At 64.8% G+C, this 15,607-nt stretch carries 15 protein-coding genes; 2 read left to right on the top strand and 13 right to left on the bottom strand.

Annotation, left to right across the window (positions count from 1 at the left end):
* Positions 1–67: 67 nt before the first annotated feature.
* From OPU69_RS11585 to OPU69_RS11540, 10 genes are all read right to left on the bottom strand, one after another.
* On the bottom strand, positions 68–2,257 hold the full coding sequence (locus OPU69_RS11585; RefSeq protein WP_498511181.1) for a xanthine dehydrogenase family protein molybdopterin-binding subunit: 2,190 nt from the start codon (positions 2,255–2,257) through the stop codon (positions 68–70).
* Positions 2,254–3,240, bottom strand: a complete 987-nt coding sequence (locus OPU69_RS11580; protein ID WP_060978360.1) for an FAD binding domain-containing protein — start codon at positions 3,238–3,240, stop codon at positions 2,254–2,256. The genes OPU69_RS11585 and OPU69_RS11580 overlap by 4 nt, the downstream gene beginning before the upstream one ends.
* Entirely contained in the window at positions 3,237–3,749 is a 513-nt protein-coding gene (locus OPU69_RS11575; protein WP_498511179.1) for a (2Fe-2S)-binding protein, read from the bottom strand. The genes OPU69_RS11580 and OPU69_RS11575 overlap by 4 nt, the downstream gene beginning before the upstream one ends.
* A gap of 99 nt (positions 3,750–3,848) precedes the next feature.
* A complete protein-coding gene (locus OPU69_RS11570) occupies positions 3,849–4,985 on the bottom strand; it encodes a cobalamin-independent methionine synthase II family protein (protein ID WP_498511177.1) in 1,137 nt (378 codons plus the stop codon).
* A 19-nt stretch (positions 4,986–5,004) separates the two neighbouring features.
* The gene (locus tag OPU69_RS11565; protein WP_498511175.1) at positions 5,005–5,883 is read right to left on the bottom strand and encodes an alpha/beta fold hydrolase; all 879 of its coding nucleotides are present in this window, start codon (positions 5,881–5,883) and stop codon (positions 5,005–5,007) included.
* Positions 5,884–5,886: 3 nt separating this feature from the next.
* Positions 5,887–6,429: a VOC family protein gene (locus OPU69_RS11560; protein ID WP_060978364.1), complete on the bottom strand. Its 543-nt coding sequence runs from the start codon at positions 6,427–6,429 to the stop codon at positions 5,887–5,889.
* A 42-nt stretch (positions 6,430–6,471) separates the two neighbouring features.
* A complete protein-coding gene (gene wrbA, locus OPU69_RS11555; RefSeq protein ID WP_498511173.1) occupies positions 6,472–7,074 on the bottom strand; it encodes an NAD(P)H:quinone oxidoreductase in 603 nt (200 codons plus the stop codon).
* 24 nt (positions 7,075–7,098) lie between these two features.
* On the bottom strand, positions 7,099–9,282 hold the full coding sequence (locus tag OPU69_RS11550) for a TonB-dependent receptor (protein ID WP_060978366.1): 2,184 nt from the start codon (positions 9,280–9,282) through the stop codon (positions 7,099–7,101).
* 229 nt (positions 9,283–9,511) lie between these two features.
* A complete protein-coding gene (locus OPU69_RS11545; protein WP_060978367.1) occupies positions 9,512–10,324 on the bottom strand; it encodes an IclR family transcriptional regulator in 813 nt (270 codons plus the stop codon).
* Between the two features lie 65 nt (positions 10,325–10,389).
* The gene (locus tag OPU69_RS11540) at positions 10,390–11,541 is read right to left on the bottom strand and encodes a CaiB/BaiF CoA transferase family protein (protein WP_498511170.1); all 1,152 of its coding nucleotides are present in this window, start codon (positions 11,539–11,541) and stop codon (positions 10,390–10,392) included.
* 114 nt (positions 11,542–11,655) lie between these two features.
* Here OPU69_RS11540 and OPU69_RS11535 point away from each other — a divergent pair, with 114 nt between their 5' ends.
* Complete coding sequence (locus tag OPU69_RS11535; protein WP_498511168.1) at positions 11,656–12,447, top strand: citryl-CoA lyase; 792 nt, start codon at positions 11,656–11,658, stop codon at positions 12,445–12,447.
* A 9-nt stretch (positions 12,448–12,456) separates the two neighbouring features.
* Here OPU69_RS11535 and OPU69_RS11530 read toward each other — a convergent pair whose 3' ends face one another.
* A complete protein-coding gene (locus OPU69_RS11530) occupies positions 12,457–13,251 on the bottom strand; it encodes a DUF1206 domain-containing protein (protein WP_498511166.1) in 795 nt (264 codons plus the stop codon).
* A gap of 147 nt (positions 13,252–13,398) precedes the next feature.
* Between OPU69_RS11530 and OPU69_RS11525 the strand changes: the two genes are divergently transcribed.
* Entirely contained in the window at positions 13,399–13,623 is a 225-nt protein-coding gene (locus tag OPU69_RS11525) for a hypothetical protein (protein ID WP_060980102.1), read from the top strand.
* Positions 13,624–13,655: 32 nt separating this feature from the next.
* Here OPU69_RS11525 and OPU69_RS11520 read toward each other — a convergent pair whose 3' ends face one another.
* Positions 13,656–14,657 (bottom strand): FAD:protein FMN transferase, encoded by a 1,002-nt coding sequence (locus OPU69_RS11520; RefSeq protein WP_498511164.1) that lies wholly within the window; start codon positions 14,655–14,657, stop codon positions 13,656–13,658.
* Positions 14,654–15,589 carry a DUF4198 domain-containing protein gene (locus tag OPU69_RS11515; protein WP_498511162.1) on the bottom strand — a complete coding sequence of 312 codons (936 nt, stop codon included), beginning with the start codon at positions 15,587–15,589 and terminating at the stop codon, positions 14,654–14,656. Before OPU69_RS11515 ends, OPU69_RS11520 begins: the two co-directional genes overlap by 4 nt.
* Positions 15,590–15,607: the final 18 nt, after the last annotated feature.

Genomic DNA, 15,607 nt, shown 5'->3' with positions numbered 1-15,607 from the left:
GACCAGGGTCTAGCGTATTGAAATTGCTTTGTCCAAAAGCGTCACCCGGCAGGCACGCGGGTGGCGATCAGTCCGGCATGGCCGCCAGTACCCGGTCGGGCGTCATCGGGTAATCGAACACGCGCGCGCCGCAGGCGTTATAGATCGCGTTGGCGATCGCCGCCGCCCCGCCGCACATGCCGAGTTCGCCGATGCCCTTGGCCTGGATGATGCTGGCTGCGGCATCGCGCTCCTCGACCAGCAAAACCTCGAGATCCGGGACATCGCGGTGCACCGGAACATGATATTCGGCGAGATCGCGGTTGACGAGATGCCCGTCGCGCGGATCGAATTCGAGCGCCTCGGTCAGCGCCATGCCGATGCTCCAGGTGATGCCGCCCAGGCATTGCGAGCGGGCGGTCTTGGCGTTGAGCACCCGGCCGAAGCCGAACGCGCCGAGCATCCGGTTCACCCGGGTTTCGCCGGTATAGTGGTTGACCCGCACTTCAGCAAAGAACGCGCCGAAGCCCGAAGCAAGATAATCGTCGGTGATCTTGCCGGGCTCGTAATGGCCTTCGCGCACCAGATCCTTGCCGCCGAGCAGTTCGGTCAGCGGCGTACCGTTGCCCGCTTTCGCATCGGCGAGCACCAAAGCGGCCTCGTCAATGCCGAGGGTGTCGGCCAGCGCCTCGCGGATCGCCATGCACGCGACATAGACGGCAGAGCCTATCGACGGTGCCCCCCAACTGCCGCCAGAACCCGGGCCACGCGGATGGTTGCTGTCGCCGAGGTCAACGAGCACCTGGTCGGGTCGCAGTCCCAGCATCTCGCCTGCGATCTGCGCGACGATGGTATAGGTCCCGGTGCCGATATCGGTCATGTCGGTCTCGACCAGCGCGGTGCCATCGGCCTTGAGCGTGACGCGGGCCTTGGCTTCGGCGACATTGTGCACGCGCGCGGCGCTCGCCATGCCGGTGCCGATCCACCATTCGCCCTCGCGTCGCAGGCGGGGCTTGCGCGGACCGCTGTCCCAGCCAAAGGCCGCGGAACCCTGGCGCAGGCAGTCGGCCAGCTTGTGCGACGAGAAGGGCAGGCCCTGTTCGGGGTCCTTGTCGGGAATGTTGCGCAAGCGCAGCTCGACCGGATCGATCCCGGCACGCTCGGCGAGTACGTCCATCGCCGCCTCGAGCGCGGGCATGCCCACCGCCTCGCCCGGCGCGCGGACCGAGCCTGCGGTCATGCGGTGGACGCGCGCGAGTTTCAGCATCAGCTCGCGATTCTCGCCCGGATAGAGGAAATGCGAGGATTGCAGCACCGGCTCGGCAAACTCCTCTCCGGGCAGGTTGGAGACCAGCGCCTCATGGCCGAAACCGGTGAGGCGACCATCGTTATCGCAGGCAAGGCGCAGCCGTTGCGTGGTTTCCGACCGCCGCATGATCCCCTGAAAGACCTGCTGACGCGACATGACGACACGCACGGGACGATCGATCTGCATCGCGGCAATCGATGCAGCGACGACTTCCTCGCTGATCCCGAGCTTCGAGCCGAAACCGCCGCCGACATAGCGTGAGATCAGCCGGATCCTGTCCTCGGGCAGGCCGAGCGCATCGGACAATTCGGTGATGTTGTAGTTGAGCATCTGCAACGAGGCATGCACGGTCAAGCGTTCGCCGTCCCATTGCGCGATTGCGGCATGCGGTTCCATTGCCGCCGAGGCATGGCCCTTGGTGGTATAGGTGACATCGACCGCGAAGGCGGCCTCGGACATCGCCTTGTCGAGATTGCCCTCGCGGACGGTCTCGTCTTCCTGTTCTTCGGCAAGGCTGGCGTCGGCTTCGACGGGCGCTGCCTCGTCGGGCTTGTATTCGACGACCAGATGCCTGGCCGCATCGCGCGCCTGCTCGAAGCTCTCTGCGACGACCAAGGCCAGCGGCTGACCCCAATAGCAGATCGTCCGCGGCTTCTGCTGCGGTGCCTCGTTGGCGGTCCCCTGGGCGGGCCGGGTGGTGAGGCGCTCGTCATCGATCACCGCGATCACGCCGGGCATGGCGAGCGCGCTTTCGGCGTCGATCCGCACGACGCTGCCCCGGGTAATGGTCGCGGTCACGAGCACGCCTTCGGCGCAGCCCTCGACCGGATATTCCGCGGCATAAGGCGCGGTGCCAGTGACCTTGGCCAGCCCCTCGATCCGCGAGACGGGCTTGCCGATCACGCCCTGGCGCATCGTGTCAAGCCGGTTGTCGGTCGCGGGCTTGTCCTGCTTCACATGCACGCTCATGCCGCCTTCTCCACCGCTTCGGCCAGCACCGCGTGCAACGTGCGCCGGGCGAGCGGAATCTTGAAATCATTGTCGCCGTGGCCTTCTGCCCCTTCGAGCAGCAGATCGGCGGCCTGGTCGAACAGCTCGGGCGAGGGGGCCGCGCCGACGAGCAGTTCGCCGATGCGCGGGTCGTGCCACGGCTTGTGCGCAAGGCCACCAAAGGCGAGATCGGCGCGCGTGAACTTGCCGCCGCCCATCGCGATCACGGCGGCAATCGACACCAGCGCAAAGGCATAGGACGACCGTTCGCGCACCTTGCGATAAAGCTGCTTCGCTTCCACCGGCGGGGGCAGGGTGACCGCGATGATCACCTCACCTGCCTCCAGCACGTTATCACGCCACGGAGTGTCGCCGGGCAGGCAGTGGAAATCGCGCACCGGGACCGTCCGTTCCGCGCCGTCGGCCGTTGCGATCACGACCATGGCATCCAGGGCCGTCATCGCGACAGCCATATCGCCGGGATAGGTCGCGATGCACTCGTCGCTGGTGCCGAGCACCGCGTGCAGCTTGTTCACCCCGCCGATCGCGCCGCAGCCGCTGCCCGGATCGCGCTTGTTGCAGGGCTGGTCGATGTTCATGAAATAATAGCAGCGGGTGCGCTGGCACAGATTGCCGCCGGTCGTCGCCTTGTTGCGCAGCTGCTGGGTCGCGCCAGCGAGGATCGCGCGCGCGAGCACCGGATAATCGGCGCGGACGCGCGGATGCACGGCAGTGGCGGTGTTGGTCGCCAGCGCGCCGATGCGCAGGCCTCCACCGGGCGTATCCTGAATGCCGTCGAGCCCGATCCGCCCGATATCGCCAAGCTGCGAAGGCGTCGCCACCTGCAGCTTCATCATGTCGAGCAGGTTGGTGCCGCCCGCGATCAGCATCGCCTCGGGCAGCGCAGCGATTGTGGAGGCATCGCTGAGCGAATGCGCGCGCTGGTACTGGAACGGCCTCATGCGGCGGACTCCGATGCGGCGACGTCGCGGATGGCGGCGACGATGTTCGCATATGCGCCGCATCGACACAGATTGCCGCTCATCCGCTCGCGAATTTCCTCGCCGCACGGCTCGAACGGGCCGTCGAGCGTCTTGCTGGCATCGCTCGGCCAGCCATTGGCGATCTCATCGAGCATGGCCGTCGCCGAACAGATCTGCCCCGGCGTGCAATAACCGCACTGGAAGCCGTCATGCTCGACAAAGGCGCGTTGCAGCGGCGAAGGCTCGTCCGCAATGCCCAGGCCCTCGATGGTGGTGACCTGATGGCCTTCGTGCATCGCCGCAAGTGTCAGGCAGCTGTTGATGCGCAGACCGTTGACGATCACCGTGCACGCGCCGCACTGGCCGTGGTCGCAACCCTTTTTGGTGCCGGTCAGCCCCAGATCGTTGCGCAGAAAATCGAGCAGCGTGACACGCGGGTCTTCGGGCAACGGGTAGGGCGATCCGTTGACGATCAGTTCATCGGGCATTCAGGACTCCTTGCGAAATCCCAAGCCCCGAACGCCGCGATGGTTCCCTGCGATGGCGGAATTGATTGCTATTGGCGCTGGTCGGTTTCCCGGTCGACTTCAGGCCGACCAGTATTTCCGGCTCGCGATCGCGGCTCCCTCGGACAATGCCGCCAGCTTGGCCCAGACAATCTCGGGATCGAGGCTGTTGCTCCCCGCATGGACCGAAAAGCCGCAATCGACCCCGGCCATCACCCGCTCGCGGCCAAGCAGATCGGCATAGCGCCCGATGCGCTGCGCGATGAGCTCCGGGTGCTCGATATAAGGGCTCTGTGGCTCGACCATGCCGGGGCACAGGATCTTGCCCTCGGGCAGGGGGTGCTCCTCGAAAAAGGCGAATTCGTGCGCATGACGCGGGTTTGCGCCTTCGAGCAGCACCGTCTGCGGCTTCGCGCTCCAGACGATGTCGGCAATCTCGCCCAGCGCCACGTCGCAATGGTGCGGCCCGGGATAATTGCCCCAGCACAGATGCATGCGCAGTTGCTCCGCCGGAATGTTCTGCAGCGCATGGTTGAGCGCTGCGACATTCATCCCGATGCGCTTGCGGAAATCCTCGAGGCTCAGATGGGTGAACTGGACATGGCGGCCCATGGCAAGGTCGGGGCAATCGACCTGCAGGGTGATCCCGGCAGCGGCGATGGTCTCATATTCGTGGCGTAGCCCTTCGGCGAGCGCGAAGACATAGTCCTCGTCGCTGGCATAAAATTGGTTGGGAAAGAACAGCGCGGTGACGCCCGGCGACGCTGCGGACATGAAGGTGGCGTGACCGTTGGCGAGCCGCTGCAGCCGCTCGGCATCGATGCGCGGCGCTTCCATGTCAATCACCGTGATCGGCCCGGTGCAGGCGGGGGCAGAGCGCTTGGCGCGGCCCTTGTTGCCGAAAACCTGGGCCTTGGCGCCCGGGAAGGCCTCCAGATCGGCAAACTCGTATTGGCCCGCTTCGCCGCCAAAGCCCGAAAGCCGGTGCTTGATATAGGTGGCATAGCTGGGCTTGGACTGCTCGCCGTCGTTGACGATGCTGACCCCCGCCTCGATCTGGCGCTTGATGACATAGGCCGTGGCCTGCTCGACCGCGGCGTCGAAATCGGCTTCGGACACCGTCTCGCCGCCCTCGCGGGCGAAGACCAGATCGAGCAGGGCTTCGGGTCTGGGCAGGCTGCCGACATGGGTGGTGAGAAAGCGGTCGGGTGCGGTCATGGATGGGGACTCCGGAAGATCAATCGTTGATGGCATCGGGAACCGGCTGCAGGGGCCGGTTCAGGAAGGCCGCGAGCGCAGTGTTGTATTCGATCGGATGCGACAGGTTGCACAGGTGCCCGGCCTCGCGGATGAAGCGCGCCTGTCCCAGCGGTGCGGCGCGGGCGACGGCGCGGGTCACGTCGCGGCGCCAGGGCGTGTCCTGACATCCCGTCATGCCAAGAACCGGCATGCACAGCGCTGCCATCGCATCGAGCCGAGCCGACGGACCGGCAGGACCGGCAGCAAGGTCGCGGCCGTCATAATCGGCGAGCATGGCCGCACCGATCTCGGCCGCCTCGCCGGACAACCCGGCCATGAGTGGATGCTGTGCCCAGTGCCGTTTCATCGATGCGAGCATGCCCTGCCTGACCAGTTCGGCATATTCCGACAGCGGTATCTGGTCCGACGCATTGGCCTGATCGGGGATTCCGGCGAGCGAAATCCCTTGCAGCACCAGCGTTATGACCCGGTCTCGATGCTGCTGGGCATAGGTAATGGCCGTCGCGCCCGCCTGCGACATGCCGACGAGGTGGAATGCGGCCAGGCTCAGATGGTCGGCGAGCCGAGCGATGTCTTCGGTTTCGCGCACCCGGTCCGGGGGAGCGGTCGACTGGCCGAAACCGCGGCGATCGATCGCAACCAGGGTAAAGCGGTTGGCCAGCGCGCGCGCCTGCATCGTCCACATCCGCCGGTCGAGCGTCCAGCCATGCAGCAGGACGACCGTTGGACCCTGGCCGACCTTCTCGACGGCCAGCGTGCCGCCGTCCACCTGCAGCCATAGCGTCTCGCCGCCCAGCCTTGGTTCCGGCGGCGTCTTGGCATGGCTCGGGCCCAGCCTGCACACCGGGCCGTGCATCGATCAGGCCGCTTCGGCGCTGCGGAAGGTGTTGTTGTTGCTGTGGTCGCCGGCCAGCCAACGCGCCAGTTCGCTGCGAGCCTTGGCGCGGACCTGATCCTCGATCGCCAGCGCCTCGGGCGCGTCGCAGGTGAACTCGATGATCATGCCGTTGGGGTCCTTCACATAGACCGACCGGCAATAGCCGTGCTCGAGAATATAGGTCTGCGGCTCGACGATCCCGGCAGCGGCAATGCGGCGCTCCAGCTCGGCCTGCGCGTCGGGATCGACATGCAGCGCGATGTGATGGAAGGGCGATTCCGGGATGGGCGGGCTGAATTCGGCCTGGTCGTCCGCGTTGGCGAACTGGAAGAAGGCGAGCGCGCTGCCGTCCTTCATCGCGAAGAAGCAGTGGCAATAGGTGCGCTCCTTGCCGAACAGCTCGTCCTTCTCGCAATAGGTCGCGACCAGCGGAAAGCCTAGCACGTCCTCATAGAAAGCGCGCGTCGCCTCGAGATCGCGGGTGGTATAGGCGGTGTGGTGCAGGCGATTGACTAGCTGGCTCATGGCTTCCTCCTCATCTTGTGTTCACGCCGGTCGGCAGCCCCCTCAGGCCGTCAGTTTCAGCGCGATGCGGGCGACATGCTCGCCCTGAAAGCGGGCGCCTGCAAGTTCGTTTTCGGAAGGCAGGCGCGACCCGTCGCCCCCCGCGATCGTGCTTGCACCATAGGGTGTGCCGCCGCTGATCTCGGACATGATCGTGTTGCCGGCAAAGCTATAGGGCAGGCCGATGACGATCATGCCATGGTGCAGCAACGTGGTGTGGAACGAGGTGATCGTGGTTTCCTGTCCGCCATGCTGGCTGGCAGTCGAGACGAACACGCTGGCAGGCTTGCCGATCAGCGCGCCCCTGGCCCACAAGCCCCCAGTCTGGTCGAGAAAGTTGCGCATCTGCGCGGCCATGTTGCCGAAGCGGTTGGGCGTGCCGAAGATGATGCCGTCATAATCGGCCAGTTCTTCGGGACTTGCAAACGGGGCAGCCTGATCGACCTTCATGCCCGATCCTGCCGCCACCTCGTCGGGCACCAGTTCGGGCACGCGCTTGACGACGGCCTCGCAGCCCTCGACCGCATTCACCCCATCGGCCACGGCGCCTGCCATGATCTCGGTATGCCCATAGCCCGAATAATAGAGGATGAGGATGCGTGCCATGGATGCTTTCCCGTCGTTTCTAGGTCAGAACTTGTAGAGCGCCTCGATGCCGAAGACGCGCGGGCGGCCCTTGAATACGAAGCCGCCGGGCGAGAACTCGGCATTGTACCGCTCGTTAAACAGATTGTCCGAAAAGGCCGTCAGCGACCATGCGCCGCCATCGAGCGTGAGCCGTGCGTTGACCAGGTCGACCGGGCGGCGAACCGTGGAGTTCGGCACGTCGAACCAGGTCTTGCCGGTGCGATTATAGTCGACGCGAATGCGGCCCTTGAGGTCGCTGTCACCCAGATTGGTCTCGTATTGCGTGCCCAGATTGATCGTATAACGCGAGATGAACGGCGCTTCGTTGCCGATCACGGTCGGATCGGGGAATTCCTTGATCTCGCTATAGGTGACGCCGAGCCCGAAATTGATGTCCCATCCGCGTGCCGGACGCAGCGTGCCATCGATCTCGAAGCCTTGGAGCCGCACCTCGGGGACATTGCCCAGATTTTGCGTCGAGTTGGCGGCGAGGAAGACGAAGAAATAGCCGTTTTCGGACTTGGTGGTGTAGGCGCTGGCGTTGAGCGTCAGCATCCGGTCGAACAGATTGGTCTTGACGCCGATCTCGAACGTATCGGCGACTTCCGCCTCGTAGATGTCCGCGACACCGACTACGCCCGTGCCCGCAGCGACTGCGCCGACGCCGGTCTGGTTGAACCCGCCCGAACGGAAGCCACGGCTGTAGCCGCCATAGATCGTGACGTTATCGACCGGCTTGTAGGTCAGCGTGACCTTGGGCTGCCATTCGTCGAACGTTTCGCGGCGCACTTCGCCGGTGCGTCCTGTGGGGAAGCCGGGGACAACGGGGATGAACGCGGTCGGGGTGAGGGTGCGGTTGCGACGGCGATCCTTGTCGTAACGCAGCGAGGCATCGACGCGGAAGGTCTCGGAAAACTCATAGCCGATATTGGCATAGACCGCCCAGGCGAAGTTGTTCTGCGAATCCGCCAGGAAGGTCGCCTGCGGGTTGCGCGGATCGGTGCTGGGGGTGCGGAACACCGGGAACACGCCCTGGCCGGTATCGACCATGTTGCCGGTCGAGATATAGCGGTTGGTATCGATGAAATAGCCGCCGAGCGACCAGGTGAACGCATTGTCGTCGTTCGACTGGATACGCAGGTCCTGGCTGATCGCCTCGACATCGAGAAACTGGCTCTGGTTGAGGTCGAAGCCGAACAGCGCGAAGAACAGCGACTCCTGGATCGGCAGGAAGTTGAACGCATCACCCGTGAGGATTTCGGACAGCGTGTCATAGGACGTCACCGAGGTGATCGAACCCCAGTCCGCCTTGTAGTCGATCTTGGCCGAGACGTTGTAGATGTCGCGGTCGTTCTGCCCGGCATTGTTGACGCGCACCGGCAGGCTGGTGTCGTTCACATCGGCGACGATATTATAGTAGAGCGCCTGGGTGCGCAGCAGCGACATCGAGGCGCGCAGATCGACTGTCAGCTGGTCGGTCGGCGTCCAGAGCAGCTTGCCGCGCAGCGAGATATCCTCGAGCGGATCGGCATCCTCACCGAGGAAGGTGTTGGGGATATAGCCGTTAGTATCGCGATAGGAGCCCGACAGACGGAATTTCAGCGTGTCGCTGATCGGCCCGGAAATTCCGGCGCGCAGCGTGTAGCCGAAGCCATTGTCGATGCCGGCAAACACGCGGCCTTCGAACTGGTCGCTAGGCTGCTTGGTGTTGATGATGATCGCCCCGCCAATGGCGTTGCGCCCGTACAGACCGCCCTGGGGTCCTTTCAGGATTTCGATCTGCTCGATATCGAACAATTCCTGGCTGAACTGGGCAGCATTGACCTGCTGCACTCCGTCAACCACCACGGCGACCGAGGGCTCGGAATTGCGGTTCTGCGTGATCCCGCGAATGATGACGAACGCGTTGCCCGCGTTCTGCGTCTCGATAAGCTGGACGTTGGAAGTCAGGCCGATGAAATCGGCCGCCTTGTCGATGCCGGCCGTCTCGATGGTCTCGGCATTGAAGGCAGTGATGGCAGCCGGTGTGTCCTGCAGCGTTGAATCGCGGCGGAGCGCGGTAACCACGATCTCGCCTTCACCGGCCTCCTCGGTCACTTGATCCTGCGCGAAGACGGGTGTCGCCCCCAGCAGCGCGAGCGCGGAAACCGAACCTGTCAGCAGCAGCTTGTTCCAAATCGCGGGCATTACACCTGCTCCCCTCATCCAGTGGATCCCGCCGCTTTTTTTCTTGAGCCTTTGGGGCTTGTGCGGGCGAGTTATGCATCGGGTAAATTGTTCGTAAAACGAAGTCAAGTTCGATATGCGAAGTTTGCATGCGACAAGCGAAGCAGGCGTGCGGGCAGCGCGCTGGGTTGGTTGCAAGGCCAACGGTGCGGGGTGGGAAAGGTAGAGGAGTGCCCTTGCGGGCAGGAGATCAGTTCTGCTGCAGCGAGTGCATCAGCGTCGGCCAGCGCTGAAGCGCGCTGCCGATCTCGGCGGCGGCTTCGCGCAGCATGGGCAGACGCGTGCGGACGAGCTCGTCCTGCGAAATCCGGGTGGTCGATGTCGAACAGTTGATCGAGGCGATCGCGTTGCGCTGCGCATCGAACACCGGCACCGCGACCGAGACGATGCCGTAATCGAGCTCGTCGAGCGCGGAATCATAGCCGGTCTCGCGCGCGCTCTGCAGGCGCTGTTCCAGGCCCTCGGGCGTCGTCACGGTCCGCTCGGTAAAACGCTGCAGGCTGACCGCCGCCTTGTAGCGGGCGATCACCGGCTCGGGCTGGAAGGCGAGCAGCACCTTGCCCAGCGACGTTGCATGAACGGGAAAGCGCGTGCCGACATTCGCGCCCAGCCGGATACGCCGGTTGGTCGAGACATGCGCGACATAGAGTATATCGGTGCCCGAGAGAACCGCCATCGACGAGCTGTCGCCGGTATCGTCGCGCAGTTTCTGCAGCGGCGGCAGCACCACCTGCTCGACATTCATCGACGAGAGATAGGCGGTGCCGAAGCTCAGCACCTCGGGACGCAGCAGGAACTTACGCCCGAACTGCGCAATATAGCCGAGTTGCACCAGCGTGTTGAGGCAACGCCGCGCGACCGCCGGGCTGAGGCCGGTAACCTGTGCCACTTCGCTCAACTGCATTTCAGGATGCGTCGCGTCGAACGCGCGCAGCACCTTGAGCCCGCGCTCGAGCGTCGAGAGATATTCGCTGTCCTTGCCGGGCTTGGCGGGTTCGTCCATGGTCTGAGCGCTAGCCGGTTGCCGTGTATCAGGCAAGGTGATGTCGCCCCATTGGCGAAGCGCGCTCACTCCGCCGCGGCGGATGCCGCCGTATCTGCGCCCAGAAGCTCGTCATTATGCTGCCCCAGCACCGGTGGGGCTGTGACACTAGTGGCGCGCTCGCCATCGAAGCTCAGCGGCGAACGGATGGTGCGGAAGGGGCCGTGCGGTCCGTGCGGGTCCTCGAGCACCAGCCCCAGATGCTGCGCCTGGGGTGTCTCGATCACTTCGGGCGCGCTGTAGACCGGCGAATGCGGGACCTCGAGCTGCTCGAGCGTCGCGCACCATTCGGCGCGGGGCTTCGCCGCGAACAGCGGGGCCAGGAATGCGGCGACCTTCTCGTAATTGGCGATGCGGGCGTCGCGACTGGCGAATTCGGGACGCTCCAGCATGTCTGGCTGGCCCACGGCGATCGCCAGATTCTCCCAGAATTTGGGCGGCGAGGACATGTGCAGCGCGATCCATTCGCCGCCCTGACATTGGAAGACATAGGATTGCGAGACATTGGGCCGGCTATACGGCCCCATCACTTGATCGTCGGAGAAATAATGGGTGAAATCGTCGAGATTGAAATGCGCCATCGCCTCGAACATCGAGACTTCGACCAGCCGCCCCTTGCCGGTCGTTGCGCGTTCGTGCAGCGCGGCCAGCACGCCCTGCGCGCCGTAGAAGCCGGTAATCGCATCCGCCAGCGCGGGGCCGACGACGCGCGGGTTGGCCGGGTTGACCAGCAGCCGCAAAAAGCCGCTCGCCGCCTGGGCGACGGTGTCGAAGGCGGGGCGATCGCGGTCCGGCCCGGTCGCGCCGAAGCCCGAGATCGAAAGGTAGATGAGCCGCGGATTGATCGCGCGCAGCCGCTCGGGATCGACCTTGAGCTTGTCGGCGACGCCGGGGCGGAAATTCTGGATGAACACATCGGCAGAAGCGATCATGCGATCGAACGCCTCGAGATCGGGGCCGCCGCGCGTGTCGAGCGTGATCGAGCGCTTGTTGCGGTTATAGGTCTGGAAATGCGGGCTGTAGAAACCACCGCGAAAGGCGCGGAACGGATCGCCGCCATCGGGCCTTTCCACCTTGATCACGTCAGCGCCCAGATCGGCGAGCATCATTCCGGCGCAAGGACCGGTGATGAAAGTGCCCATTTCGAGCACGGTGACATTGGCGAGCGGCTTGGCCATATTGACATCTCCCTGATCGCCACTCATAGAAAATTCGATATACGAAATCAACTTCGTAAATCGAAACATTCTGGCGGGTGTCTACGCTCCCGCCTGGCCAGCACAGGAGCCCATATGCGCATCGGCAAGCAGGACGCCCCGTTCACTTCGATCTGCACCTCGGATGCGACCAGCATCACCGTGCGCGGGCGCGACCTGTGCGGCGACATCATCGGCAAGATGGACTTTACCAGCTATTTCTGGCTGCTGGTCACCGGTGAGGAGCCGACCGACGTCCAGAAATTCTTCGCCAACGCGGTGCTCGCGGCGATTGCCGAGCATGGACTGGTGCCGAGCGTCGTCGCCGCCCGCATGACCTACGCTGCGGCCCCTGAAGCGTTTCACGGGGCCATTGCGGCGGGGCTGCTGGGCTGCGGATCGGTGGTGCTGGGCAGCGCCGAGGTCGCTGGCCGCTTCTATGCCGATCTGGTCGGCAGGGCCCGCGACGGGGCAGGGGCGCAGGCCGCGATCGCCGCGGAGGGCGTCCGCACGCTGCGCGCCAGCAAACAGGCGATTCCCGGTTTTGGCCATCCGCAGCATTCCGCCGGAGACCCTCGCGCGCTGTTGCTGCTCGACATGGCGGAACAGCACGGGATTGTCGGCGAACATATCGGCATGCTCTACGCGCTGCGCGATTGTCTGCCGGAAACGCTGGGCCGTGCACTGCCGATCAACGTCAACGGTGCGATCCCGGCGGTGATGCTGGATGTCGGCTTCCCGGTCGGCGCGCTCAAGGGCATTTCACTGCTTGCGCGCACCGCCAGCCTGATCGGCCATCTGCAGGAGGAAATCGACCGCCCGATCGGCTTCGTGATGTCCGGCGCTGCAGCGCAGGCGATCACCTATGACGGGCCTGGTGCCGACTGACCGATATCGTCAGCGCGCCCGAGCTCTGGACTTGAGCACATTCACGACATCGTCGTTCCTAACGCGGCGCCAGCGGGCGTCGACAAAGCTGTGCACGCCGAACAGGAACAGCCCGATGCCCACCAGCGCATAGAGCTCCGGGTGGTCGGCGAGCGATGACAGCGCATCGCCGAGCCCCTTGACCTGGCCGGCAGAGCCGAACCAGCCTGCGCTGACCAGTGACAGGCCGATGACTGCGAACACGACCGCGCGCGCAGCCAGTCCCGCACGGCCGATCGGCACGACCCAGCGTGGTGCGCCGGGGCCGGTGTCTGCCATGAATTCGGTGGTCCAGGCCTTGATCGCCTGGTGCGCAGCCGCAGCGAGGAACGCCAGCCCGAGTGCGCCGATCAGGGCTTCGCCCATGGGAATGTCGAGCACCATGTCGGCTGCGCGCTGCTCGGTCTCGCCGTCGCCACTTGAGGGCTTTCCGAGAGCAAGGCGCGCGGCGGCATAGGCCAGGAAGAAATGCGCCAGGCCGCTGGCGGCATAGCCGACCCGGATCGCGGCGCCCTTGGTGTCGTCCCCCTTGCCTTCGCTGTCCAACGCGGCGCTGTAGAGTCGGTAGGCGCCGTAAAGCGCCAGACCCAGCGCGAGCAAGCCCAGCAGCCATGGCCCGCCGGGCATGTCCTGCACCGACCGGAAAACGCCCTGGGGGCTGGCATCCGAAGCGCCGGTGCCGCTCAAGGCGAGCACGCCAAGCAGGCAATAGACCACGCCGCGCGCGAACCAACCTGCCCGCGCGAAGGTCTGTAGCTTTGTCATTCTGTCGATCATGGCGTCCTGCTCCCGTCTGGCAGGGCTTACGCCGCGACATCAGGGGAGTTCCGCTCCGGATTTTCGTGGGCCCGGACCATGTGCAGGGAACCTTATCGACCGTGCCCGGTAATCGGGGACACAAGGAGCAACATCATGATCAAGAATATTGTCGGCGCCTATCTGGGCGCGAAGATTGCAGGCAAGTCGCCCAAGGCGGACAGCGCTGCCGGTGCCACCACCGGCGCGATTGCCGCTTCCGCAATCCCGTTCATCCTCTCGCGGATGAGCCTGCCATCGATGCTGCTGCTCGGCGCGGGCGGTTATCTGGTGAAGCGTCACCAGGACAAGAAGCACGCAGGCAAATACCCGCGCGCATGATCGATTGCGAGTCCGCTTGAGGCGTGAAAGCCTCAGGCGGGCTCGAGGTCCATCATGGCAGCGAGTGCAGGGCTTATCCACTCGCCGCCGTCGCGAGAGACGATGCGAACGGCAATGTCCTCGCGCTCTGCGCATCGCTGCGCTGCCGATGCGTCCATCACACTCAACGCAGTGGCCCAGGCATCCGCCGACATGCAGTCCGGATGCACGACGGTAACCGCCGTGGTCGACTGAACGGCGGGACAGCCGGTGCGCGGATCGATCGTGTGCGCGCCGCGAAGATAATCGCCGGAGGTCGCGATGGCGAGGCCGTGTAGGGCGACGCGCAGCACGGGCAGGGAGAGTTCGGGCGGATTCTCGACATCCACCCACCAGGGATCACCGTCGGGGCGCATCCCCCGCCCGGCACATTCCCCGCCGATCTCCACCAGACAATGCTGCACGCCTTTCCCCTGCAAGAGATCGACAACCGCATCGACGGCGAACCCCTTGGCGATGCCCGACAGGTCGAGCCAGAGCCCGCCGGGTTGACGAAGCGTGCAGCGCACGGGGTCGAAGTGCAGTCTTGTCCAGCCGCTTCCCTTCAATGCATGGTCAATTGCTGCTGGTGGCGGAGGGCCAGATACCGGCTTTGGTCCGAGGCCCCACAGATCGGTCAATCTGCCGATCGCGGGATCGAAAGCGCCGTTCGTCGCCCGTGCGGCAGCCAATCCGGTCTCCATCACCCGCACCATGTCGCGAGACAAGGCGCAGACGCTCCCGGCATAAGCTTGATTGAAGCGCGAAAGGTTGGACTGCGGCTCCCAATGGCTCATGTCCTGAATGATGCCATCGAGCCGTGCCTGGACGAGCATTCTCAGCCTGGCCGTATCGAGCCCTAGCGCAACCGGGAGCGCTGCGCGGACCTGCCACGTCGTGCCCATGGTCGTGCCGCCAAACTGCACCACCGGTGCTTGCGGATCGAACCCGATCAGGGCCGCCGGATCGATGGCAGCCGGCACCGCGATGCGCGGCGCCGGTTGCATGTGTGTCATGGGGCGAGCACCTCGAGCGTTGCAGTATAGCTCATCCGTCGCTTGCTTGCCTTCGGATTGCTCGGCTTCGCATCGGTAAGGCTGGTGTTGAGCCAGTACATCCCGGCCATCGGCCAGGTGACGGTCAGCACGCCGTCGCTATCGGTGACCAGCTTCTGCGTGCCATCGCTTTCGCGGTACCGACGACCACCCGGGATCACCTCGACTTCGAGCCCGGCGGCGGGCTGCCCATCGACCAGAAAGCGGAACTGCGCCGGTTCATTCGACACGAGATCGGTCGGCAGGGTGACGGGAACGAATTCCAGGCCCTTGCCGCTCGGCTTGAACAGCGTTTCGCTCGGCTCGCCCGCAGTCACGAAAAACTCGTTGCGGCCCATGGTTTCGGTGAGGTCGATATCGGTCGCATTGGCCGGGATCTCGTCCACGCTGGCGACGATATGGCTGGGATCGATCCGTGGCCGTCCACCGGGAGCGCCTGCACCCGGTCCGCCCGTAGCGCCCATCGGCGGCCCGCCCGCGCCCGGCGCTGCAGCACCCGGACCACCCGCACCCGGCGGCGGGCCGCGACGACGACCCACCATCCAGGGCTCGCCATCGACCTTGAAGCTGCCTGAAATGCCGACATTCTCCATGCCGATGCGCCAAGTCCCCGGCTTGTCGATCTTGACGTCGAAGGTGGAGCGATAGCGTCCTTTCGCCGGGTTTTCTGGCGTGCCCATGCTGCCATCGGGTGCCCAGATCTTCACGCCATCGATGTTCATCGCATTGTGATTCGGTTCGAACGGGGCGGTCGAGGTGCCGGCATCGACCGTCACGCTCTGCTGCGTGTCCGACAGCACGGTCGTCGAGGGGAGAAGCCAAGCGTTGTGCGCGAACGCGGGCAGGCTGAGCCCGCAGCAAGCGACAGTGAACAACAGGGATCTACGGATCATGACAAAGGTCCTTTCTGC

The organism is Blastomonas sp. 34TW (genome assembly GCF_059803595.1).
Note: the sequence above shows the minus strand (reverse complement) of the source record. Positions and strands in the feature narration are given on the sequence as shown.

Coding starts and splice junctions, on each gene's coding strand:
- OPU69_RS11580 (WP_060978360.1), bottom strand. CDS start 3,240: ATGAGGCCGTTCCAGTACCAGCGCGCGCATTCGCTCAGCGATGCCTCC.
- OPU69_RS11550 (WP_060978366.1), bottom strand. CDS start 9,282: ATGCCCGCGATTTGGAACAAGCTGCTGCTGACAGGTTCGGTTTCCGCG.
- OPU69_RS11540 (WP_498511170.1), bottom strand. CDS start 11,541: ATGGCCAAGCCGCTCGCCAATGTCACCGTGCTCGAAATGGGCACTTTC.
- wrbA (WP_498511173.1), bottom strand. CDS start 7,074: ATGGCACGCATCCTCATCCTCTATTATTCGGGCTATGGGCATACCGAG.
- OPU69_RS11545 (WP_060978367.1), bottom strand. CDS start 10,324: ATGGACGAACCCGCCAAGCCCGGCAAGGACAGCGAATATCTCTCGACG.
- OPU69_RS11530 (WP_498511166.1), bottom strand. CDS start 13,251: ATGACAAAGCTACAGACCTTCGCGCGGGCAGGTTGGTTCGCGCGCGGC.
- OPU69_RS11570 (WP_498511177.1), bottom strand. CDS start 4,985: ATGACCGCACCCGACCGCTTTCTCACCACCCATGTCGGCAGCCTGCCC.
- OPU69_RS11575 (WP_498511179.1), bottom strand. CDS start 3,749: ATGCCCGATGAACTGATCGTCAACGGATCGCCCTACCCGTTGCCCGAA.
- OPU69_RS11585 (WP_498511181.1), bottom strand. CDS start 2,257: ATGAGCGTGCATGTGAAGCAGGACAAGCCCGCGACCGACAACCGGCTT.
- OPU69_RS11535 (WP_498511168.1), top strand. CDS start 11,656: ATGCGCATCGGCAAGCAGGACGCCCCGTTCACTTCGATCTGCACCTCG.
- OPU69_RS11565 (WP_498511175.1), bottom strand. CDS start 5,883: ATGCACGGCCCGGTGTGCAGGCTGGGCCCGAGCCATGCCAAGACGCCG.
- OPU69_RS11515 (WP_498511162.1), bottom strand. CDS start 15,589: ATGATCCGTAGATCCCTGTTGTTCACTGTCGCTTGCTGCGGGCTCAGC.
- OPU69_RS11520 (WP_498511164.1), bottom strand. CDS start 14,657: ATGACACACATGCAACCGGCGCCGCGCATCGCGGTGCCGGCTGCCATC.
- OPU69_RS11525 (WP_060980102.1), top strand. CDS start 13,399: ATGATCAAGAATATTGTCGGCGCCTATCTGGGCGCGAAGATTGCAGGC.
- OPU69_RS11560 (WP_060978364.1), bottom strand. CDS start 6,429: ATGAGCCAGCTAGTCAATCGCCTGCACCACACCGCCTATACCACCCGC.